Annotated in this window: 21 protein-coding genes; 10 read left to right on the top strand and 11 right to left on the bottom strand. The window is 64.5% G+C overall.

What is annotated here, in order from left to right; all coding sequences use genetic code 11:
- The first annotated feature begins 35 nt into the window (after positions 1-35).
- The 5 genes from RS027_RS08865 to RS027_RS08845 all read left to right on the top strand — a co-directional run bounded on the left by RS027_RS08865 (position 36) and on the right by RS027_RS08845 (position 6,985).
- Positions 36-1,460: a hypothetical protein gene (locus tag RS027_RS08865; protein ID WP_311956233.1), complete on the top strand. Its 1,425-nt coding sequence runs from the start codon at positions 36-38 to the stop codon at positions 1,458-1,460.
- Positions 1,457-2,671: a hypothetical protein gene (locus RS027_RS08860; protein WP_311956232.1), complete on the top strand. Its 1,215-nt coding sequence runs from the start codon at positions 1,457-1,459 to the stop codon at positions 2,669-2,671. The genes RS027_RS08865 and RS027_RS08860 overlap by 4 nt, the downstream gene beginning before the upstream one ends.
- A gap of 48 nt (positions 2,672-2,719) precedes the next feature.
- On the top strand, positions 2,720-3,313 hold the full coding sequence (locus tag RS027_RS08855) for a YMGG-like glycine zipper-containing protein (protein ID WP_311956231.1): 594 nt from the start codon (positions 2,720-2,722) through the stop codon (positions 3,311-3,313).
- A gap of 180 nt (positions 3,314-3,493) precedes the next feature.
- Positions 3,494-5,707 (top strand): DNA helicase II, encoded by a 2,214-nt coding sequence (uvrD, locus tag RS027_RS08850; protein WP_311956245.1) that lies wholly within the window; start codon positions 3,494-3,496, stop codon positions 5,705-5,707.
- Positions 5,708-5,875: 168 nt separating this feature from the next.
- Positions 5,876-6,985 carry a TRAP transporter substrate-binding protein gene (locus tag RS027_RS08845; RefSeq protein WP_376717590.1) on the top strand — a complete coding sequence of 370 codons (1,110 nt, stop codon included), beginning with the start codon at positions 5,876-5,878 and terminating at the stop codon, positions 6,983-6,985.
- Between the two features lie 18 nt (positions 6,986-7,003).
- On the opposite strand, the gene RS027_RS08840 is transcribed toward RS027_RS08845, so the two are convergent.
- On the bottom strand, positions 7,004-7,438 hold the full coding sequence (locus RS027_RS08840) for an acyl-CoA thioesterase (RefSeq protein WP_311956229.1): 435 nt from the start codon (positions 7,436-7,438) through the stop codon (positions 7,004-7,006).
- Between the two features lie 199 nt (positions 7,439-7,637).
- On the opposite strand from RS027_RS08840, the gene cysZ reads away from it, so the two are divergent.
- Positions 7,638-8,363 (top strand): sulfate transporter CysZ, encoded by a 726-nt coding sequence (cysZ, locus tag RS027_RS08835; RefSeq protein ID WP_311956227.1) that lies wholly within the window; start codon positions 7,638-7,640, stop codon positions 8,361-8,363.
- Here the strand turns inward: cysZ and RS027_RS08830 are convergent.
- The 4 genes from RS027_RS08830 to RS027_RS08815 all read right to left on the bottom strand — a co-directional run bounded on the left by RS027_RS08830 (position 8,349) and on the right by RS027_RS08815 (position 11,592).
- Positions 8,349-9,347 carry a PAS domain-containing sensor histidine kinase family protein gene (locus RS027_RS08830; RefSeq protein ID WP_311956225.1) on the bottom strand — a complete coding sequence of 333 codons (999 nt, stop codon included), beginning with the start codon at positions 9,345-9,347 and terminating at the stop codon, positions 8,349-8,351. The genes cysZ and RS027_RS08830 overlap by 15 nt on opposite strands.
- A 6-nt stretch (positions 9,348-9,353) precedes the next feature.
- Positions 9,354-10,043 (bottom strand): phosphate regulon transcriptional regulator PhoB, encoded by a 690-nt coding sequence (gene phoB / locus RS027_RS08825; RefSeq protein ID WP_311956222.1) that lies wholly within the window; start codon positions 10,041-10,043, stop codon positions 9,354-9,356.
- 34 nt (positions 10,044-10,077) lie between these two features.
- Positions 10,078-10,968 (bottom strand): 4-hydroxybenzoate octaprenyltransferase, encoded by an 891-nt coding sequence (gene ubiA / locus RS027_RS08820; protein ID WP_311956220.1) that lies wholly within the window; start codon positions 10,966-10,968, stop codon positions 10,078-10,080.
- A gap of 66 nt (positions 10,969-11,034) precedes the next feature.
- Entirely contained in the window at positions 11,035-11,592 is a 558-nt protein-coding gene (locus RS027_RS08815) for a chorismate--pyruvate lyase family protein (RefSeq protein ID WP_311956218.1), read from the bottom strand.
- A gap of 121 nt (positions 11,593-11,713) precedes the next feature.
- Between RS027_RS08815 and RS027_RS08810 the strand changes: the two genes are divergently transcribed.
- The 3 genes from RS027_RS08810 (at position 11,714) to RS027_RS08800 (ending at position 13,662) form a co-directional block, all read left to right on the top strand.
- On the top strand, positions 11,714-12,913 hold the full coding sequence (locus RS027_RS08810) for an NAD(P)/FAD-dependent oxidoreductase (RefSeq protein WP_311956216.1): 1,200 nt from the start codon (positions 11,714-11,716) through the stop codon (positions 12,911-12,913).
- Positions 12,914-13,033: 120 nt separating this feature from the next.
- Positions 13,034-13,306, top strand: coding sequence for an HU family DNA-binding protein (locus RS027_RS08805; RefSeq protein ID WP_311883993.1), 273 nt, complete (start codon positions 13,034-13,036; stop codon positions 13,304-13,306).
- Positions 13,306-13,662 (top strand): hypothetical protein, encoded by a 357-nt coding sequence (locus tag RS027_RS08800; RefSeq protein ID WP_311956214.1) that lies wholly within the window; start codon positions 13,306-13,308, stop codon positions 13,660-13,662. Before RS027_RS08805 ends, RS027_RS08800 begins: the two co-directional genes overlap by 1 nt.
- A gap of 97 nt (positions 13,663-13,759) precedes the next feature.
- On the opposite strand, the gene recG is transcribed toward RS027_RS08800, so the two are convergent.
- Complete coding sequence (gene recG / locus RS027_RS08795) at positions 13,760-15,841, bottom strand: ATP-dependent DNA helicase RecG (protein ID WP_311956209.1); 2,082 nt, start codon at positions 15,839-15,841, stop codon at positions 13,760-13,762.
- Positions 15,838-16,767 carry a hydrogen peroxide-inducible genes activator gene (locus RS027_RS08790; protein WP_311956205.1) on the bottom strand — a complete coding sequence of 310 codons (930 nt, stop codon included), beginning with the start codon at positions 16,765-16,767 and terminating at the stop codon, positions 15,838-15,840. Before RS027_RS08790 ends, recG begins: the two co-directional genes overlap by 4 nt.
- Positions 16,768-16,899: 132 nt before the next feature.
- Here RS027_RS08790 and RS027_RS08785 point away from each other — a divergent pair, with 132 nt between their 5' ends.
- Entirely contained in the window at positions 16,900-17,790 is an 891-nt protein-coding gene (locus tag RS027_RS08785) for an SDR family oxidoreductase (RefSeq protein ID WP_311956203.1), read from the top strand.
- Positions 17,791-17,854: 64 nt separating this feature from the next.
- Here the strand turns inward: RS027_RS08785 and RS027_RS08780 are convergent, their stop codons facing one another.
- The 4 genes from RS027_RS08780 to gmk all read right to left on the bottom strand — a co-directional run bounded on the left by RS027_RS08780 (position 17,855) and on the right by gmk (position 21,537).
- Positions 17,855-18,244, bottom strand: coding sequence for a RidA family protein (locus RS027_RS08780; protein WP_311956201.1), 390 nt, complete (start codon positions 18,242-18,244; stop codon positions 17,855-17,857).
- Between the two features lie 128 nt (positions 18,245-18,372).
- Positions 18,373-20,499, bottom strand: a complete 2,127-nt coding sequence (locus RS027_RS08775; protein WP_311956199.1) for a RelA/SpoT family protein — start codon at positions 20,497-20,499, stop codon at positions 18,373-18,375.
- Between the two features lie 38 nt (positions 20,500-20,537).
- Positions 20,538-20,795 (bottom strand): DNA-directed RNA polymerase subunit omega, encoded by a 258-nt coding sequence (rpoZ, locus tag RS027_RS08770; RefSeq protein WP_311956198.1) that lies wholly within the window; start codon positions 20,793-20,795, stop codon positions 20,538-20,540.
- A 127-nt stretch (positions 20,796-20,922) separates the two neighbouring features.
- Positions 20,923-21,537: a guanylate kinase gene (gene gmk, locus RS027_RS08765; RefSeq protein ID WP_311956195.1), complete on the bottom strand. Its 615-nt coding sequence runs from the start codon at positions 21,535-21,537 to the stop codon at positions 20,923-20,925.
- Between the last annotated feature and the right edge of the window lie 36 nt (positions 21,538-21,573).

The raw sequence follows: 21,573 nt of genomic DNA, 5'->3' as shown, positions 1-21,573 counted from the left end.
TTTAGCCACTGATATTAGTACGCAAAGGACGCCATATGCAGGATAAAGAAAAAGAAAAATACCAGGATGATACTGTAACCATCGACGACGCAAAAGTACGACAGGTAGCGGAGCAATGCCTGGCGTTCCGCTGGTCATTTCCTGATGAGGCCACCTTCAGTCAAGAACTGAGAGAAGCGGCAAATAGCGAAGCACAAACCTCTCAGGGGCAGATTGTGCTAACCGAATATGGCTATACGCCACAAATGGAAGGGCTGGTCTTTTTTCCTTTACTACGCCAGACCGCACGCTGGGTCGAGGTGAAAACCGCTTTCACTAATATTCTTGCTCCCCACAGCAAACTGCTGGAAGAAACGGCTGACCTCAAGGAACGCAAAACCACTCTGGAGAAGCAGCGTACCACCTTAAAGCAGGACATTAGTGCGGAATGGGTCGAAAAGAAGAAGGGCTTCAAGGACGATCGCCGCGAAGCGGCAAATGCCGAAGAAGAATACGACAGGCTTTACGAACGTCATGGCAATCGCCATGCCAAAATCGTCAAATTGGGGGTTTACCTGCCCATACTGGCGCTGGTCGGCATGGTCGAATGGCTGATCAACTGGGAAGCAGCCAATGCGCTTTTCGCTCAGCCTTATCTTGCCGCGGGCATTGTTATCGTCGTCGCGATGGCGGTCGCTGCCGCCTCTCACGAGCACGGTAGTCTAGCCAAACAGTGGAGCCACCGCTGCGGCTTTGCAGCCACCTCGGAAACGCGCAAGCGCAACTTTACCGTACTGACCTTCACCACACTGCTATTTATTGCCGCCATGACGTTGGTGGGCTATATGCGCTACAAGCTGGCTTATAGCGATCTGATGGGCGGATCGGCATTCGACAGTAGCAACCCTTTCGGCGAGCGAGGCTCGACAGGCGAAGTGTATACCGCTGTTGCCATGACGCTACTCGGCAATCTCATCGTCTGGCTACTGGGATCGATGGTGGCCTATTGGTTTCATGACAGCGATCCCAACTTTGCCGATGCCCGTGTACGTCATCTGGCGGCCAGCAAGAAATTTGCCGCTTGGTCGCGTCGTATGGAAAAGGCAATGGGAGAGCGCGAGCAACATCTGAGCATGCAGATTGACCAGGTCGACAACATGCTCAACTCACGCAACAATCAGGGACGACTTCTGGTGGATATGAGTGAGCAAGTGCAAGAACATGAAGCCATGCTCTATGGCCGACTTAAGGAAGTGCTGGACGAAAACCTCAGAGCCTATCGTCGCAACCTGCTTGGCTACATCAAGGCCGGCAACCTGAACGTGAGCTTCGTGGATCTTGAGCACGGCACGCTAACTCCCCAGGAGTATGAAACCTATCCGGTAGCAGCACCCGGCAAAGTGCTGAAAAAGCGCATGGAGTTTGGACCTTTTATTGAGCGTCGTGCAGCCAAGCGCCGTATGGAGGAAGCAGTAGCATGAACGGGCAACGACTTTCCCTATCTTTGGCGGTGATAATAGGTCTCGCTGCTGGCCCAATGAATGCCGCACAAGCACAGGGTCTATTTCGCAGTTCCACGGGATCAATCTGTGAGCCTGCTAAAGAAGCAGGCGTCAAGCCAGTGCGTCGCACCTTGCTTTATGTGGATAAACAGGCGCTCTCGCTCTCACCGGATGAGCAGGAGTGGTTCGGCGCTGTGAACCAAATGCTTCAGCAAACAATGACCACCGCTGAGCCGCTGGATATTGTGGTATTGGACAGCGCCAAAGGAACTGCCAAAGCCCACGGTTCTACGCTTTGCTATCCGGTTATCGAAGAGCGTTATCATGACCGTTTTGCCGGCTCCGGCATCAGCGGCCTTTTAACCAACGATCTCATTGACCAACTGCCCGACCTCAAAAAAGAAATCACGGTGCAGATGCAGGATCAGGTTGGACCAGGCTATGCCGACGCACCGCAGCAGCGCCGTCAGAGTAAAGCCGAAGATATTGGGAAGCGCCACTTACTGCGCGCACTGCAGTCGGATGCGGCACGCTTTGGTGGTGATCTTCCCACACGCGTGATCCTCTATTCAGACATGATAGATAACTCGGACTTAGTCGATTTAAACGCGGTTTTGTCAGGAGATGACGAGCAGCGTTTGAATTCGGCTACGTCGGCGATAGACGACCTGCCGCGTCTCGATTTCCAGGGGGCCATGGTATATGGCTTTGGTACGGCTGCTGCCCTTAAAAATCCGGTGGCTGCTGACGCTCTGAATGGCTTTATGCAGCAGGTAGTGTATCTTTCCAACGGCTATCCGGGAGACTTTTCCCGTGAGCTGTCTGTCCCTGCCATCAGGCCTGAAAGTGTCGCGCAATACGATATGGAAGTGACGGTAGAGGAGCGTACCTTCAAGGGCAGAATGCAATTAATGAAGGGTGATAATGGGCGCCTGACCGATAGCTTTCTTGACCTGGGTACAGACAATCGTAGTGCGCACTTCACAAGCGGACGTCTAATTTGCAGCCAGGACAACAGTTGTCAACTTGAAGGCAAGCTGGCCACAGCACTGCTGTTTGAAGACCCGGAGAACGTTTTCCTGGAAGGATCTCAGGATACACTGTCAGGGCATCTCGGATTTCGTAACGACAGGCTGGCAGACAGCGATAACCCGGCGCTACTTCCCATAGAGGCTGAAGTAAGGCCATGAGCCTATACCCTTTGATTTCTATCCCCAACTCACTAAGGAAGCTAAAAAATGCAAAGCCCTTTCCGTCCGGCTGTCGTCATCATGGCCATACTGGTATTTTCGCTGTTTCTCAGCGGCTGCCAATCTCTCTCGTCTCAACAGCGCTCCGCACTGGGGACAACGGTAGGCTCTGTAGCGGGCGCGCTGGCGGGCTCTCAGATAGGCGGCGGAAAAGGCCAGGTTGTGGCCATGGCCGTGGGCGCAGCCCTGGGCGGCTATGTTGGCAACCGCTTTGCTAACCACCTAAATCAGCAAGAGCAGGAGTCGCTAGCTCAGACGACTCAAGAGGCGCTACGTGCTGATGAAAGTCGTGCTGGTGCCGTTGATTGGCGCAGTGGTCAGCGCACGGATGTCGGGGGCCAAGTCTATTATGGCAAAACAGTGTCGGCACATGACAATCAAGCGGGGGACTACTTGTCCGACGTGCGCGGGAAAACCATCTCTGCTCAGGAACGCGCCAAACTGGCCAGCTTGGATGAAGGCACAAGCTGCCGTCCGACGCGCACCTCATTATCGGTAGAAGAACGTGGCGTCGCAGACGGTGTCATCTGGTGCCGCACGCCTAAAGGCGACTATAAGCCGCTGGACGCGATTGCTGCCTGATACCGTGGGAAACCGCCGATACGGCAAGAGGTCGGCTCTCGACCTCTTGCCCTGTAGCTAGACGCCGCACTTTTCGTTCCAATCACTACACTCTCGCCCCAATACGCCTGACGAACCGCCCACAAAGCAGGCGCTATGATAGACTATCAGCCCACTTTTCAACCCCCGGCAGCGGCTTTTATGGACGACGTGACGGCGATTCTCGACTCGCTCAACTCCGCCCAGCGCGAGGCGGTGAGCGCTCCCCAGGGCAACCTGCTGGTGCTGGCCGGTGCCGGCTCGGGCAAGACCCGGGTGCTGGTGCACCGCATCGCCTGGCTGATGCAGGCCGAAGGGCTTTCGCCCTATGCGCTGCTGGCGGTGACCTTTACCAACAAGGCCGCCCGGGAGATGCGCACCCGGCTCGAGGCGCTGCTTAACATTTCCATGCGCCACGTCTGGGTGGGCACCTTCCACTCCATCGCCCACCGGCTTTTGCGCACCCACTGGCAGGATGCGCGCCTGCCCCAGCACTTCCAGATCATCGACGCCGACGATCAGCTGCGCCTGGTCAAGCGCCTGCTCAAGGACTACAGCATCGACGCCGAGCGCTTTCCGCCGCGCCAGGTGCGCAGCTTCATCAGCGGCTGCAAGGAAGAGGGCCTGCGCCCGGCCCAGGTGAATACCGCAGGCGATGCCTACCTGAGCCAGATGGTCGAGCTCTACCACTTCTACCAGCTGACCTGCGAGCGCGGCGGGCTGGTGGACTTCGGCGAGCTTCTGCTGCGAAGCCTTGAGCTTCTGCGCGACAACCCCGCGCTGCTGGCGCACTACCAGGAGCGCTTCGGCCACGTGCTGGTGGACGAGTTTCAGGACACCAACACCCTGCAGTACGCCTGGCTCAAGCTGATCACCGGCCAGCAAACGCCCACCACCGTGGTGGGCGACGACGACCAGTCGATCTACGGCTGGCGCGGGGCCAAGGTAGAAAACATCAGCCGCTTCGAAAACGAGTTTGATCAGGTACACACCGTGCGCCTGGAGCAGAACTACCGCTCCACCAGCGCGATCCTCGACGCCGCCAACGCGCTGATCAGCCACAACAGCGAGCGCATGGGCAAGCACCTGTGGACCGACGGCGCCCGGGGCGAGTCGATCTCGGTCTACGCCGGCTTCAACGACCTGGAAGAAGCGCGCTTTATCGTCGATACGATCAAGGAGCGCACCGCTTCCGGGCTCAGGCGTCAGGACGTAGCCATCCTCTACCGCTCCAACGCCCAGTCGCGGCTGCTTGAGGAGACGCTGATTCGCCAGGGCGTACCCTACCGCATCTACGGCGGCCACCGTTTCTACGAGCGGCTCGAAATCAAGAACGCCCTGGCCTACCTGCGCCTGCTGCTCAACCGCGACGACGACGCCTCCCTCGAGCGGGTGATCAACGTGCCCACCCGGGGCATCGGCACGCGCACGGTAGAAACCCTGCGCCTTCGCGCCCGGGAGCAGAGCATTCCGCTGTGGCAGGCGCTCCACGACTGCGCCAGCGACGGCACGCTCAAGGGCCGCGCCGCCACCGCCGTGCGCGCCTTTGCCAATCTGATCGAACAGCTGGACAACGACGCCGCCGGCCTCTCCCTGCACGAGATCATCGAGCACGTCACCGCCCTCACCGAGCTGATTGAACACCACCAGGCCGAGCCCGGCGAGAAAGGTCAGGGCCGGGTAGAAAACCTCGAAGAGCTGGTCAACGCCGCCCGGGCGTTTACCCAGGGCGATGTCTTCGACGCCCCGGAAGCCGGCGAGGGCCTGGTGGCGCTGGAAGCGTTTCTCTCCGAAGCGGCGCTCAACGCCGGCGAGCACGAGGCCGAGGAGTTCGAGGACAGCGTGCAGCTGATGACGCTGCACTCGGCCAAGGGGCTGGAGTTTCCGCTGGTGTTCATCGCCGGCGTCGAGGAAGGGCTGTTCCCGCACAAGATGTCGCTGGAAGAGCCCGGCCGGCTGGAAGAAGAGCGCCGGCTGGCCTACGTCGGCGTTACCCGGGCGATGCACAAGCTCTACCTGACCCACGCCGAAACCCGCCGCCTCCACGGCAAGGAAATCTTCCCCCGGCCGTCGCGCTTTCTGCGCGAGCTGCCCGCCGAGCTGCTGGAAGAAGTGCGCCTGCGCGGGCAGGTCTCGCGCCCGGTCACCGCGCCCCGGCGTGGAGCTGCCTCCGACCTTAGCCAGCAGAGCGTGGAAGGCGACGACGACACGCCCAGCCTGCACATCGGCCAGGTCGTGGAGCACCCGGTGTTCGGCGAAGGCGTCATCCTCAACGCCGAGGGCGAAGGCGCCCGGGCCCGGGTGCAGGTCAGCTTCGAGCGCGAAGGCGCCAAATGGCTGGTGCTGGGCTTTGCCAAGCTGATTCCGCTATCGTAAGCCAGACGATTGGTTAATACCGCCGAAGATAGGGTGGCGAGGGGCGCTGTAAATCCCTCCCTGGACGCTACCTACGCCATCCTTGGCGTAGAACCCCTCGCCACCCTATTCTCCGGCATGTTGGTTAGCCCAAAGCAGTATTCTTTCAATAACAACCGGAGCCTCACCATGACCCTGCCACGCCGCCATTTTCTCAAGCACACCCTGACCACCGCCGGGCTGGGTGCCGCCGGTGCCGCCGCCGCGCCCTTTGTCGCCACCGCCAGCGCCGACGAGACGGTCTCCTGGGACATGGTCACCTCCTGGCCGACGAACTTCCCGGCCCTTGGCACCGGCGCCAGCGAGTTTGCCAAGCAAGTGGAGATACTCTCCCAGGGGCGCATGCGCATCCGCGTTCACGGCGCCGGCGAGCTGGTGCCGGCCATGGAAGTGTTTGATGCGGTGTCGTCGGGCACCGCGCAGATGGGCCACTCGGCGTCGTACTACTGGCGCGGCAAGGTGCCGGCGGCGCAGTTTTTCACCGCCGTGCCCTTCGGCATGACCACCCAGGAAACCAACGCCTGGCTTTATTACGGCGACGGCCAGAAGCTCTGGGACGAGCTTTACGCCGAGCACAACCTCAAGCCCTTCGCCGTGGGCAACACCACTACCCAGCCCGCCGGCTGGTTCAAGAAGGAAATCAACTCGCTGGACGACCTTCAGGGCATCAAGCTGCGCCTGCCCGGCCTTGCCGGCGAGGCCATGAACCGCATCGGCGTGACCACGGTGAACATGCCCGGCAGCGAGATTTTCACCTCCATGCAGACCGGCGCGCTGGACGCCGCCGACTGGGTCAGCCCCTACAACGACCTGGCCTTCGGCCTGCACGAAGTCGCCGACTACTACTACACCAACGCCTGGAACGAGCCCAGCGCGGTGCTTGAGGGCACGGTCAACCTGGACGCCTGGAAGGCCCTGCCCGACGACCTCAAGGCCGTGGTCACCGAGGCCGCCCGGGCTGCCAACCTGGCGATGATCAGCGAGTTCACCTTCCGCAACGCCCAGGCGCTGAAGGCGCTGGTGGACGAGCACGGCATCAAGCTGCGCACCTTCCCCGACGACGTCACCCGGGCGCTCTACGAAGCGTCTAATGCGGTTATCGAAGAGCAGGTAGCCGACGACCCGGCGTCGAAGAAGATCCACGACTCCTACCGCGCCTTCCAGCAGACCGTACGCCCGGTGACCGATACCGGCGAGTATGCCTACTTAAAGACCCGGGACGCGCTAACCCGCGGCTAGCCGCCCGGCAGGCCTGGGTCAGCCCTGGTGATGCGCCGCACGGATGCGGCCGTTGTCATCAAGCGCCACCATGATAAAGCGCGCCTCGGTGACCTTGAGGCGCTCGTGGCAGCCTTCGTGGGGCGCGCGTACCCAGACCTCGACGTCGATCTTGATCGAGCTGTGGCCGACCTCGCACACCCGGGTGAAAAGGCTCACCACCGAGCCCGCTCGCACCGGGCTCAAAAAGTCCATGGCTTCGATAGCCACCGTGGCGGTTCGCCCGCCGGCTTCCCGCCCGGCGGCGAGCTCGGCGGCCTGGTCCATTTGGCTGACCAGCCAGCCGCCGGGAATGTCGCCGTACAGGTTGGCCTCCTGGCGCGTGGCCGGCAGCTTCAGCGTCAGCTGGCCGTCGGGGGCAGGAATGTCATCCACGCCGCCGGGAGGCGGCGCGTCGTTGGTTTCCAGTGTCATGTCGCTATCGCTTCTACCGGTTATTGTTGTCCGCCGGGGAAGCGGCCGCCGCCTTCGCGGGGGCTGCCGTCTACCCGGGCGCTGCAGTTAACCACAGGAGATCAGCGGTTTGAACCAGACGGGCAGCAGAAACGCTTGACCTCGGGCCCTATTGGCCCTGCAATACGCGCTTTCGCTCATCGCCACACAGGGTCATGCCATGCTGAACGCCGTTGAAGCCATCGCCCAGGGCACGCGCTGGGTCTATCGTCCGGGGCTGCGGCGCTACGTTTTTGCCCCCATCGCGATCAATCTGGTCGTCTACGTCACCCTGCTGGGCGTGGTCATCCAGCGTTTCGGCGGCTGGGTCGACTACTGGATGAGCCTGGTACCGGGCTGGCTCGACTGGCTGTCGTGGCTTATCTGGCCGCTGTTCGTGCTGTGCCTTTTAGTGGTGATATTTTTTACCTTTACCCTGGTCACCCAGCTGATCGCCGCGCCGCTTTACGGCTTTCTGGCCGAAAAGGTGGAAGTCGTCGCCACCGGCCGCGAGCCGCTGGACGACCGCGGCCTGGCCAAAACCGCCGTGGACGCCCTGGGCCGCGAGCTGATCAAGCTGGGCTATATACTGCCCCGGGCGGCGGTGCTGTTCATCATCAGCTGGATCCCCGCCGTCAACCTGCTAGCGCCTTTCCTGTGGGCGCTGTTCTCCGCCTGGATGATGGCCATTGCCTATCTCGACTACCCCATGGACAACAACAAGGTCAGCTTTGCCGACATGCGCCGCCGGCTCGCCCGCCGCCCCTGGCACAGCCTGAGCTACGGCGGCGCGGTGACGCTGATCACCTGGATACCGCTGGCCAACCTGTTCTTGATCCCCGGGGCCGTGGCCGGCGCGGTGCTGATGTGGGACGCCCACTACCGCCAGGCGCTACCCGCCGCTTAGCCGGGCCGGGGGAAACGCGCAGCGAAACAGCGCGCCTTCGCCCGGGCCTGACTCAATCTCCAGGCGGGCGTCGTGGCGCAGCAGCACGTGCTTGACGATAGCAAGCCCCAGGCCGGTGCCGCCGCTTTGGGTACTGCGGCTTTTGTCCACGCGGTAGAAACGCTCGGTCAGGCGGGGAATATGCGCCGGATCGACGCCGTCGCCGTCGTCCTCGACCTCGATCACGCCGCCGCCGGCCTCGCGGCGCCAGCGCAGCACGATGCGGCTGCCCGCCGGGGTATAGCGCACGGCGTTGAACGCCAGATTGGAAATCGCGCTTTGCAGCTCCTCTTCGCTGCCCAAAAGCGTTAGCCCCGGCGCCGCGCCCTCTACCGCGATCGTCTGGCGGTCGGCGGAAAGCGCCCGGGTTTCTCCGGCGATGCGCTCGAGCAGCTTGGCCGGGCACAGCCAGGCGTGATCCTCGCCGCCCTGGTCGATCTCCAGCCGCGAGAGCAGCAACAGATCGTTTACCAGGTTCTGCATCCGCGCGGTCTGGGCCTGCATCTGCTCGATGCCGCGCCCGAGCCTGGGCGGCAGCGCTTCGGCCAGGTCGCCGTAGGTTTCCAGATACCCCGCCAGCACGGTGAGCGGCGTGCGCAGCTCGTGGGACACGTTGGCGACGAAGTCTCGACGCATCTGCTCCAGGCGGTTCAGCCGGGCGGCGTCCCCGGCGACCGGCAGCCGCTCGCCGGCGGCATCGAGCGGCGACGGCCGAGCCAGCCGGGCAAAAACGTCGCCCCAGAGGCCGGGCGCCCGGGGCGGGGGCTTGTCGGGGCAGCGGGCAAGCCATCGGTAGAGCGTCCCGAGCCGGTAAAGGTGGGTCCCCAGCACCGCGCCCAGCCCCAGAGCCAGCCCCGCAAAGGCGTGGCCGAAAACGCCGCCAAGCCCCGCCCCCAGCGCGGCCAGCCCGGCGAGATAGGCGAATTCGTAAAGCCACGGCCGCATACGGCGCTACACCTGGGGGGAGAAGCGGTAGCCGGTGCCGCGCACCGTCTGGATCAGCGCCTTGTGCGGCTGGCCCAGGGTCTTGCGCAGCCGGCGGATATGCACGTCCACGGTGCGCTCCTCGACGTAGACGTTGTCGCTCCAGACCTCGCCCAGCAGCTGGCGGCGGGTATAGACACGCTCCTGATGAGTCATGAAAAACAGCAGCAGGCGGTACTCGGTGGGGCCAAGCTCCAGCGGCACGCCGTCAACGCTGACCCGGTGGCTCAACGGGTCCAGCCGCAGGCCCGCCACCTCGATGACGTCTTCTCCGCCCGGCGGCGCGGCCCGGCGCAGCACGGCCCTGAGCCGGGCCATCAGCTCCCGGGGCGAGAACGGCTTGGTGATGTAGTCGTCGGCGCCGGCCTCCAGCCCCTGGATCTTGTTGTCCTCTTCGCTGTTGGCGGTGAGCATGATGATCGGCAGCTCCGCCGTGGCGGCGTCGCGCTTCAGCCGCCGGGCAAGCTCGATACCGCTGACCCCGGGCAGCATCCAGTCAAGCAGCACCAGGTCCGGGCGCTGGTCGACGATCATGGCGTGGGCGTCCTGAGCGTTGCCGGCCTCGAGCACCCGGTAGTCGGCCATTTCCAGCGCCACGGCGAGCATCTCGCGGATGGAGACTTCGTCTTCGACCAGCAACACGGTTTGAGCGGTCATGCAGCATCCTCACGATACGCCGATGCGGCAGCGGCTAACCCACCGCCGGCCACAGGCCCAGGGCAATCCCGGCAAACACGATCAGCCCCGACCAGAAGTTATTGAGAAAGCCCTGAAAGCAGCGCTCGCGGGCGCGCTCGTGGATCAGCCACTGCTGGTAAACAAAGGTCGCGGCCATGCCGGCAAGCCCCAGCCAGAAAAAACCGCCCGCCGCCAGCCGCCAGCCGGTCCAGCCGAGAAAGCCAAGCGCCACCAGCTGAAAAATCCCGATCATCAGCTTGTCGGCACGGCCAAACAGCACGGCGGTGGACTTTACCCCGATCTTCAAATCGTCGTCGCGGTCCACCATGGCATACTGGGTGTCGTAGGCAACGGTCCAAGCCACGTTGGCGATGAACAGCAGCCAGGCTTCCACCGGCACCTGCCCCAGCACCGCGCCGTAGGCCATGGGAATCGCCCAGGAGAACGCCGCGCCGAGAAACAGCTGGGGCAGATGGGTGTAGCGCTTCATGAAGGGGTAGATAAACGCCAGCGCCACCCCGCCAAGGGAGAGCAGAATGGTAAAGAGGTTGGTCATCAGCACCAGGAGGAAGGCGATGACCACCAGCCCGGCAAACACGCCCTTGGCCTCGGCCTCGCTGATGCGCCCGGTCGCCAGCGGGCGCTGGGTCGTGCGCTTGACGTGGCCGTCCACGTAACGGTCGGCGTAGTCGTTGATCACGCAGCCCGCGGCGCGCATGACGTACACCCCGGCGACAAAGATCAGCACCACGCCGCGGCCGGGCACGCCGTCGGCGGCCAGCCACAGCGCCCAGAGGGTCGGCCACATCAAAAGCCAGGTGCCGATGGGGCGGTCCAGCCGGGTCAGGTGAAGAAAATCCGCTACCCGGGAAAGCCCCGTGGGCCGCAGCAATGAACGGTTCATGCCCTACCTCGTCGTGATCAGAACCGGCCCGGGTAAAGGCCGGCTACAGGTAAACGTCGTCCGGCGTCAGGTCGGCGGCAATGCCAACGCCTCGGCCATGGCCGGCAAAAAGTACTCCTGCACCAGCAGCGCCAGCCGGCGGTGGCGAAACACCGAGCGCCGCCCCCAGAGGCTGGGCACGGCCACAAACCGCGGCGGCGCTCGGGTGACTTCCAGCGGGCGGCGGACAAGCCCCGGCTGGGCAAACAGCCAGCTTCCCAGGGAGCGCTCGCCGAGCGCATACAGCCGCTGGCCGCGCAGGGCGGCGAGCGGTGCTACCGAGCGCGCCACCACCCAGGGCACGCCGTCGAGGCACAGCGCCACTTCGCGCCGCCAGGCAAGCCGCCCGGGCGCCATGCCCAGCGCCCGGGCCTCGTCGGCAAACGGATAGCCCGTGCCCTGGCGCAGCAGGCGCACGCTGAACTGCCGGGAGCCGCCCGCATTGATCAGCCGCGCGGTCAGCGAGTCCGTGGAGGCCACCCAGCGCCACCAGCGCGGCGACATCAGCGGGCGCGCTGCCGCTGCCGGGCGCCAGCGCACGGGCAGGCCGGGCGCTATACTGCTTCGCCGGACGTTATCCTTCACCGCGCTGCTCCCCCAGAGTTAAAGGCGGCTAGTGTAACATGGGCTTCTCCATGCGCTGATAGGGCCTTACCGTGCAGGCGGTTTTTATCGTGCCACTTACTTTCCGGATTCAGGGGATAACATGCCTGTTCAACACGCCGAGCTGGTGATCATCGGTACCGGCATGGCCGGCGTCGGCCTGGCCCGGGCGCTGCGCCAGACAGGCGACAGCCGCACGCTGGCGCTGATCAGCCAGGATAGCGGCGACGCCTACAGCAAACCGCTGCTGTCCACCGGCTTTGCCAAACGCCTGCCGCCGGATCGGCTGGCCCAGCAAAAGGCCGCCGCTCTCGCCGACGAGCTTGACGCCACGCTGTGGACGCACACCATCGTCACCGGCATCGACCCCGACGCCGGCATGCTTACCCTCAGATCGCGAGATACGGGCGATGAAGCCGCGGCAGGCGCCCAGACGCTTGCCTTTACTACCCTGGTGCTGGCCACCGGGGCCGAGCCGCGCCTCCCCTTCTCCCTGCCTGCCGAGGCTGCCCCGCGCTGTTTCAGCGTCAACGACCTCGACGACTATCGCCGCTTTTACGCTGCCCTGGGCGACGCCCCCGCCCGGGTCGCGATAATCGGCGCGGGGCTCGTCGGCTGCGAATTTGCCAACGACCTTCACGCCGGCGGCCACCGGGTCAGCCTGGTGGCCCCGGAATCCACGCCGTTGCCCCGGCTCTTGCCCGAGGCCCCGGGCCGGGCGCTGGGCGAGGCGTTCCACGCGGCGGGCATGGCGCTGCACCTGGGCCGCACGCCCGAGCACTTAGGCCTCGACGCCGACGATAACCTGGCCCTCAAGCTCGATGACGGCGAGACGCTGCGCGCCGACGTCGCCCTGCTCGCTACCGGCCTGGTAGCGCGCACCGAGCTTGCCGAGGCCGCCGGACTCGAGGTGGTAGCGGACGGCATTGTCGTGGACCGCACCCTGGCCACCTCTCACCCGCGCGTTTACGCGCTGGGCGACGGGGTCTGCATCGACGGCGTCAGCGCCATGTACGTACAGCCCTTGCAGGCAAGCGCCAAGGCGCTGGCCAAAACCCTGAGCGGCACGCCCACCCCGGTGCGCTTTGGCGCCTGGCCGGTGGTGGTCAAGACCCCGCTGCTGCCGGTGGTCGCCTACCCGCCGCTGACGCCGCCGGCGCACTGGCGGATCGAAGCCGACGGTCACAACATCAGCGCCCTTGCCGAGGATAAAAACGGGCGTTTGCTGGGCTTCGCGTTGACAGGGGACTGCGTGAAAAGGAAAGTGAAGCTTTCCAGAGCGGCACCGGCGCTGCTAGGCTGACGTTTGCTGCCTGCGGGCGCCGGCTCTGGGCCGTTCTGCCAACCATAGCGGCACGGGCCTTGCCACGCTCCGGTTATAATCACAAACAACGCGCTTGATCCATCACAAGGGAGATATCGTATGCGCAAACCCGAACTGGCTGCGGCCATCGCCGAAAGCGCCGACCTGTCCAAGGACAAGGCCGGCCAGGTACTCAACGTAATTCTGGATGAAATTACCCACAGCGTCGCCCAGGGCGACGACGTGGCGCTGATCGGCTTTGGTACCTTTACCGTCCGCGAGCGTGCCGCGCGCACGGGCAAGAACCCGCAGACCGGCGAGCCGCTGCAGATCCCGGCCAGCAAGAACGTGGCTTTCAAGCCGGGGAAAGCGCTCAAGGACGCGGTTTCCTGATGAAACTCCGGCTTGCGCTGTGGCTTCTGGGCTTGCTGCTCAAGCGCGCGCTGCGTCGCAAGCCGCGCTTTGCCGAACAGCTGGAAAAGATGCGCGGCCTGGACTTCGGTATTGCCACCGAAGACCTATCCATCGCCCGCCACTACCGCATGACGCCGGCCGCTATCCACAGCGGCAAAGGGCTGCCCACCGATCTGGATCTGGAGCTGCGCTTTGCCGACGCCGACACCGCCTTCAAGGTGCTGAAAAAGCCCACTTCCCGGGCGTTTTTCGACGGCATGCGGCACAACAAGGTGCGCCTGGTAGGCGACTCCGCCGATATGACCCGGCTGCAAAAGCTGCTCAAGCACCTCTAGCCGGCGGCCACGCTTTCCGGCACGGCACAAAAACGCGGCGCCTCGGGCCAGTCACCGAGGCGCCGCGTTTTTTTATGGCGGATGCCCGGCGGAGGCGCTACACCTGGCCGTAGCGGCCCGCAGCGTCGCCCAGCCAGCGGCGGATCAGCACCGTGGTCGCGTCTGCGTTGCCCTGGAGCTCGGCGGCCAGGGCGCTGACGCTATCGAGCAGGTCGGCGTCGCGCTCCAGATCGGCGATTTTCATCTGCGCCAGGCCCGTCTGGCGGGTGCCCAACACCTCGCCGGGGCCGCGGATTTCCAGGTCTTTTTCGGCGATGCGAAAGCCGTCGGTGGTGTCGCGCATCACGCCCAGGCGCTGGCGCGAGCTTTTTGAAAGCGGCGGATGGTAGAGCAGCACGCAAAAGCTTTCGGTGCTGCCGCGACCGACCCGGCCGCGCAGCTGGTGGAGCTGGGAAAGCCCGAGCCGCTCGGGGTTTTCGATCACCATCAGGCTGGCGTTGGGCACGTCGACGCCGACCTCGATCACCGTAGTGGCCACCAAAAGGTCCAGCTCGCCTTCCTTGAAGGCGGTCATTATCTCGGCCTTCTCGGCGGCCTTCATGCGCCCGTGCACCAGGCCCACGGCGAGCCCGGGCAGCGCTTCCGTGAGCTCGTCCCGGGTTACCTCGGCGGCCTGGCACTGCAGCGCCTCGGACTCCTCGATCAGCGTGCATACCCAGTAGGCCTGGCGGCCCTCGCCGCAGGCGCGCTCGATGCGCTGCACCACCTCCGGGCGGCGCTCGTCGGCCACCACCACGGTTTTTACCGGCGTGCGCCCGGGCGGCAGCTCGTCGATCAGCGAGACGTCAAGGTCGGCGTAGGCGCTCATGGCAAGCGTTCGCGGGATCGGCGTGGCGGTCATGATCAGCTGGTGGGGCGTGAGCCCCCCGGCCTCGCCCTTTTCGCGCAGGGCCAGGCGCTGGTGGACGCCGAAGCGGTGCTGCTCGTCGATGATCACCAGGCCCAGGCGCTGGAAGTGCACGTCGTCCTGGAACAGCGCGTGGGTGCCCACCACCATGCGCGCGCGGCCGTCGGCAATGGCGGCCTTGGTATCCAGCCGCGCCTTGCCCTTGAGCTTGCCGGAAAGCCAGGCCACCTCGATGCCCAGCGGCTCGAACCACGCCTGGAAGGAGCGGTAGTGCTGCTCGGCGAGAATCTCCGTGGGCGCCATAATCGCCGCCTGGCAGCCGCTTTCCAGCGCGGCGAGCGCGGCCATGGCGGCCACCACCGTTTTGCCCGAGCCTACGTCGCCCTGAACCAGCCGCAGCATGGGCGCCGGGCGGGCAAGGTCGAGGATGATTTCTTCGAGCACCCGCTGCTGGGCGCCGGTCAGCGCAAAGGGTAGCTGGGTCAAGAACCGCGCCTGGAGGCCGCGCCCGTCGGAGAGCGCCGGCGCGCCGTCCTGCTGGATGCGCTGGCGCACCTCGCGCAGGCTAAGCCGGTGGGCTAAAAGCTCCTCCAGCGCCAGCCGCCGAGTGGCCGGGTGCTTGCCGGCGCCCAGCTGTTCGATGTCCGCATCCGGCGGCGGCTGGTGCAAAAACTCAAGGCTTTTGTGCAGCCCGGGCAGTCGAAAGCGCTGGCGCAGGGCATCGGGCAACACCTCGGGCAGGGTTTCCGGCTGGCGCTCCAAAAGCGCCAGCGCCTGCTTGACCAGGGCGCGCAGGCGCGGCTGGTTGAGCCCTTCGGTCGTGGGGTAAATCGGGGTGAAATGCTCTTCGACCGGGGGCTGGGCGCCCGCGTCCACCAGCCGATATTCCGGGTGGTAAAGCTCAAGCCCGGTGGCGCCGGCCCGGGCTTCGCCGAAGGCGCGCACGCGAACGCCGGGGCGCAGTTGCTGCTGCTGGGCCGGGGCAAAGTGGAAAAACCGCAGGCTGATAATGCCGCTGCCGTCGCGCAGACGCACCAGCAGGCTGCGCCGGCGGCCCTTGACCACGTCTCCGGCGGTGACCTCGCCCTCGATCACCGCTTCCTGGCCGGCGTGCAGGGTGCCCATGGGTGTTAGCCGAGTGCGGTCCTGATAGCGCAGCGGCAGGTGAAACAGCAGGTCGCTGGCCCGCTCGATGGAAAGTCGCTTAAGCTTTACGGCCAGCGCCTCGCCCACGCCCTTGAGCGCGGTGACCGGCGCGTCAAGGGAGCTCATGCCACCTCTACGGCGCCGTTGACCGGCTGCCGGCAGCGCTCGGCGGCGCGGATCAGCGCCTCGATGGCCTGGGGCCGGGGGAAGCTTGCCCGCCAGGCAATGGCCACCGTGCGCGACGGCGCCGGCGGCACGAACGGCCGGCTGATCAGCATCGAGTGCTCGTGGTTCTCGCTGCCGAGCGCCGACTGCGGCAGCACGGTGATACCCAGTTTGGAAGCCACCATGTGACGGATGGTCTCCAACGAGCCGCCCTCGGCAATCAGCGTATTGCTGGGGCTATTGAGCTTTTGGCTAATCGCCGGGCAGGCTTCAAGAATCTGGTCGCGAAAGCAGTGGCCTTCGCCCAGCAGCAGCAGGCGCTCGTCCAGCAGGTCTTCCTTGTGGATGGCCTCGCGCTCGGCCCAGCGGTGGTCGGCGGGGAGCAGGACCTCAAAGCGCTCCTCGTAAATCGGGCGGTTGAGCACGTCGGTCTCGGTAAACGGCAGCGCGATGATAATGGCGTCGAGCTCGCCGCTTCGCAGCTTGCCGCGCAGAGCTCCGGTGAGCCCCTCTTCGATGTACAGCGGCATCTGCGGCGCGGCCCGGGCAATCTCGGGGATCAGGTGGGGGAACAGATAAGGCCCGATGGTATAGATCGCGCCGATGCGCAAAGGGTTGGCCAGCTGGTCCTTGCCTTCGCTCGCCATGGCATAAATCATGCTGCTCTGCTCCAGCACGCGCTGGGCCTGGGCGACGATTTTTTCGCCCAGCGGGGTCACCTGCACGGTGGATTTGGAGCGCTCGAACAGCGGCACGGCGAGCTCTTCCTCGAGCTTTTTGACCGCCACGGAAAGCGTCGGCTGGGAGACGTGGCAGCGCTCGGCGGCGCGGCCAAAGTGGTGCTCCTGGGCCAGGGTTACGATATAGCGGAGTTCTGTTAGAGTCATGGTGGTGCCCGTGGCATCCTCCCGTGATAAGCGTGCTGGCGGCATTCTCGTCGAGTAAAGCCCTGTCTGATAGTGAGGGTCTATCAACAGGGAGCGCTTTGTCAAAAGCGCCTGTCCAACAGGAGTCAAATAGTGAAACCAAGCGTACTGATTATCGGCTGTGGCGACCTGGGAACCACGCTCGGGCGCGAGCTGGTGGCCGAAGGCCACCGGGTCACCGGCGTGCGCCGCCACGCCGACGCCCTGGCCGGCACCGGCATCGAGCCTTTGGCGCTGGACCTCGCTACTCTCGACGGCAAAGGCGCTGACGCGCTGCCCGAGGCGGACTACGTCATTTACACCGTGAGCGCCGACCGCTTTGAAGAAAGCGCCTACCAGCGCGCCTATCCGGACGGCCTGAAGCACGTGCTTGGCGTACTCGAGCAGCACAAAACGCCGCCCAAACGGCTATTTTTCGTCTCCTCCACCAGCGTCTACGGCCAGCAGGAGGGCGAAGCGATCAGCGAACAGAGCCCGGCCAGCGCCCAGAGCTTCTCCGGTTTGCTGATGCGCGAGGCCGAACGTGCCCTGCTGGATCACGCCATTCCCGGCACCGTGGTGCGCTTCTCGGGCATTTACGGCCCCGGGCGCGATCGTCTGATCCGCCAGGTCGCCGAAGGCCGGGTCGCCGCGGTCACGCCGGAAATCTACACCAACCGCATCCACCGCGACGACTGCACCGGTATCCTCTACCACCTGATTCAGCACCAGGAGCGCGGCGATAGCGTAGAGACGCTGTATCTGGGCAGCGACAGCGAGCCTGCCACCCAGCACAACGTCATGAGCTGGATGGCCCAAATGCTCGAGGTCGCAGCCACCGAGACCATGCAGTCGCCCCTGCGCCGGCGCGCCAGCAAGCGCTGCGACAATACCCGCATCGTCGAGAGCGGCTACGATTTCCGCTACCCGACCTTCCGCGAGGGCTACGCCCAGGTGCTCAGGGAAGGCGGCTTTCTACCCGAACAGACGTCGGAGCAGACATAAAAAGCCGGGAGAGCCAAACAGAGGCACTCCCGACGCTTTGCAGGGACATTGGCAACGGCGCGGCTTAATCGCCCAGCACCATCACCGCTTCGGCTTCGAACCGCGCGCCCTTGGGCAGCGCCTTGACGCCGACGGCCGCGCGGGCGGGGTAGGGCTCGGTGAAGAACTCTTCCATCACGGCGTTGACCACGCCAAAGTGCTCAAGCTCGGTGAGATAGAGGTTGAGCTTGACGATATCCCCCAGGCTGCCGGCAGCTTCTTCGCACACTGCTTTAAGGTTGGTAAATACCTGGCGCGCCTGGGCCTCCACGTCGCCTTCCACCAGCGCCATGGTCGCCGGGTCCAGCGGGATCTGCCCGGACATGTACACGGTGTTACCCGCCTTGATGGCCTGGGAATACGGGCCGATCGCCGCCGGGGCTTTTTCGCTATTGATGGCTGCCTTGTTACTCATTGGGTTGATCTCCTTGGCGGATAAAAACTGATGGATGAAAACTGGTGGATAACAACGTGATAGATGCCAACAACGGCGTACTCTGGCGCGGTGCGCCGGATCGCAGGGGAAACGAATGACGTGCCGGGCTACTGAACCAGCCGGTAGATCTTTTCCACGTTGGGCAGGTTGCGGATACGCTTGATGATCCGCGCCAGGTGCACGCGGCCCTTGACCGCCAGGGTCAGATTGACCGAGGACAGCCGCGCATCGCGCTCTTCGATGCCGATACGCTCGATATTGGCATCGGCGTCGGTGACTACTCCGGCAAGCTCGGCCACCAGCCCCCGGCGGCTTTCCACCTCGATGCGCAGCGCGACGAGGAAATCCTCGTCGATATCCTCCGCCCACTCCAGGGTAAACAGCTTGTCGGGGTGATGCTTGTCGATGAGGTTCTTGCACTCGGCGCGGTGCACCACCAGCCCCTTGCCGGCGGAAAGGTGGCCCACCACGTCGTCGCCGGGGAGCGGGTGACAGCAGCGGGCGAAGTTGGTGACCATGCCTTCGCTGCCGCTGATGACCACGGGCTGCTGGCTCTTGACCTCGCTGCTGGCCGGCGTCTGGCCGTCGAGCAGGTCGATCAGGTGGCGCGCCACCACGTAGGCCATGTGCCGGCCAAGCCCGATGGACTCCAGCAGCGTATCCATGTCCTCGACGTCGAGCTCCTCAAGGGCGCGCCCGACCACGGCGTCGTCCAGCGCCTCAACGCTGGTGTCAAACCCCGACAGCGCCTTGTTCAGCAGCCGGCGGCCCAGGTGGATCGCCTCGTTGCGCTGCTGATGCTTGAGCGCATGGCGAATAGCCGAGCGCGCCTTGGCGGTGCCCACGAAGTTGAGCCAGGCAACGTTGGGGCGCGCCGCCGGCGCGGTGATGATATCCAGGGTCTGGCCGCTTTCCAGCCGGGTCGACAGCGGCGCCAGCTGGCGGTCGATACGACAGGCGATGCAGCTGTTGCCGATATCGGTGTGCACGCTGTAGGCGAAATCGATCACCGTGGCGCCCCGGGGCAGCTCCATGATGTCGCCCTTGGGCGTGAACACGTAGATATCGTCGGGGAAAAGGTCGTTTTTGACGTGCTCGATGAACTCCAGCGAATCGCCGGCGTGGCGCTGCATCTCCAACAGACCCTTGACCCAGGACCGCGCCCGCTCGCGGCTGCCTTCGGCGATCGGATGGTCGGTCTGACCCGCCTTGTAAAGCCAGTGGGCGGCAATGCCGTTGTTGGCCATGGCCTCCATTTCCCGGGTGCGGATCTGGACTTCCACGGGCATACCCCGGGGGCCGAACAGCGTCGTGTGCAGGCTCTGGTAGCCGTTGGCCTTGGGAATGGCGATATAGTCCTTGAAGCGCCCGGGCACCGGCTTATAGAGGTTGTGCACCACGCCCAGAATACGGTAGCAGCTGGCGACGTCGTCGGTGACGATGCGAAAGCCGAACACGTCCATGATGTCGGCGAAGGGTTTGCGCTGATCGCGCATCTTCCGGTAGATCGACAGAAGATGCTTCTGGCGCCCCATGACCGTGCCGCCAAGCCCCTCGTCCTCAAGGCTTTGCTGCATGGTGTCCTGCACCTGGCGCATGGCGCTGCGGCGGTTGCCCCGGGCGCTGACCACGGCGCGCTTGATGCGCTCGGCGCGCATGGGGTGGATCGCCTGGAAGGACAGATCCTCAAGCTCGATGCGGATGGTGTTGATGCCCAGCCGGCCGGCCACCCGGGCGTAGATTTCCAGGGTTTCCCGGGCGATGCGGCGCTTCTTGTCCGGCCGCAGCGCCCCCAAAGTGCGCATGTTATGCAGCCGGTCGGCGAGCTTGACGATGATCACGCGGATATCCCGGGACATCGCCAGCACCATCTTCTGGAAGTTCTCCGCCTGGGCGACGGCCTTGTCTTCAAAGGCAATCTGGGTGAGCTTGGAGACGCCGTCTACCAGCTCGGCGACCGCCTCGCCGAACTGGGATTCCACCGCCGGCTTGTCGACGCTGGTGTCTTCGATGACGTCGTGCAGCATGGCTGCCATCAGGCTTTGATGGTCCATGTGCATGTTGGCAAGGATGGTCGCCACCGCCAGCGGGTGGGTCACGTAGGCTTCGCCGGAGCGGCGATGCTGGCCGTCGTGGCACTGCTCGGCGTAGTAGAAGGCGCGCTTGACCTGCTGGATTTCGTCCGGGGGAAGATAGCCGCCAAGTCGATCCGCCAGGTCATCAATGGTAAACATTCACCGCGCCTCTGTGGGTATCAGGGAGTGCCGGGACGCTATTCGTCCGCGGGCACGCCGGTGTCCATCGGGCGCGGGCGCACCGGCGCCTCTACCGGCTCGTCAAGCACGCTGCGGTCGACCAGGCCGGCGGCGATCTCGCGCAGCGCCATGACGGTGGGTTTGTCGTTTTCCCAGGGCAGCTGGGAATCCCGAGATCCGCGCGCCAGCTGGCGCGAACGCTGGCTGGATATCATCACCAGCTGAAAGCGGTTTTCCACGTTGTCCAGACAATCTTCGACGGTAACACGAGCCATGGGCATCTTCCTGTCATAGTCATTCGCCGAGCCGATGCGGCATCGACCCGGGCACAAAGGGGTAACAAGCGTTACGTTGAGACGGATAGCCTACTCGACGCCGGACTCCCGTGACAAGCGGCGCGCGTCACGACAGCAGCGCCTCGAGCAGCGGCGTGTGGCGTTCGCGGATGAGGGCCGTGGTCAGCCGCCGGCTGATGACCAGCGCGCGCAGCTCCTCAAGGGCGGTGGTGAAGTCATCGTTGATGACGATGTAGTCGTATTCATCAAAGTGCACCATTTCGCTGACCGCATCCAGCATGCGCCGCTCGATCACCGCGTGGACATCGGTGCCGCGCCCGGCCAGCCGGCGCTCAAGCTCGTCCCGGGAGGGCGGCAGAATGAAGATCGACACCGCCCCGGGCATCTTTTCGCGCACCTGGCGCGCGCCCTGCCAGTCGATCTCGAGGATCACGTCCTGGCAGGCGTCCAGGCGCTCCTGCACCGCCCGCTGCGAGGTGCCGTAGTAGTTGCCGAACACCCGGGCATGCTCGAAAAACTCGCCGCGCTCCGCCATCGCCTCGAACTCGGCGGTCTCGGTGAAGTGGTAATTGACGCCGTCCACTTCGCCTTCCCGGCGCTCGCGGGTGGTGTGCGACACCGACACCTGAATACCGCTCAGGCTCTCGACCAGCTCGCGCACCAGGCTGGTTTTCCCGGCCCCGGACGGGGCGGACACAACAAAAAGCGTACCTTGGGACATGACGCGCTTCCCTAGCCTTGGCAATAAAGCCGCCTT

The organism is Halomonas garicola (assembly GCF_031935715.1).
GTDB lineage: Bacteria > Pseudomonadota > Gammaproteobacteria > Pseudomonadales > Halomonadaceae > Vreelandella > Vreelandella garicola.
This window is presented reverse-complemented; position numbering and strand designations above follow the sequence as displayed.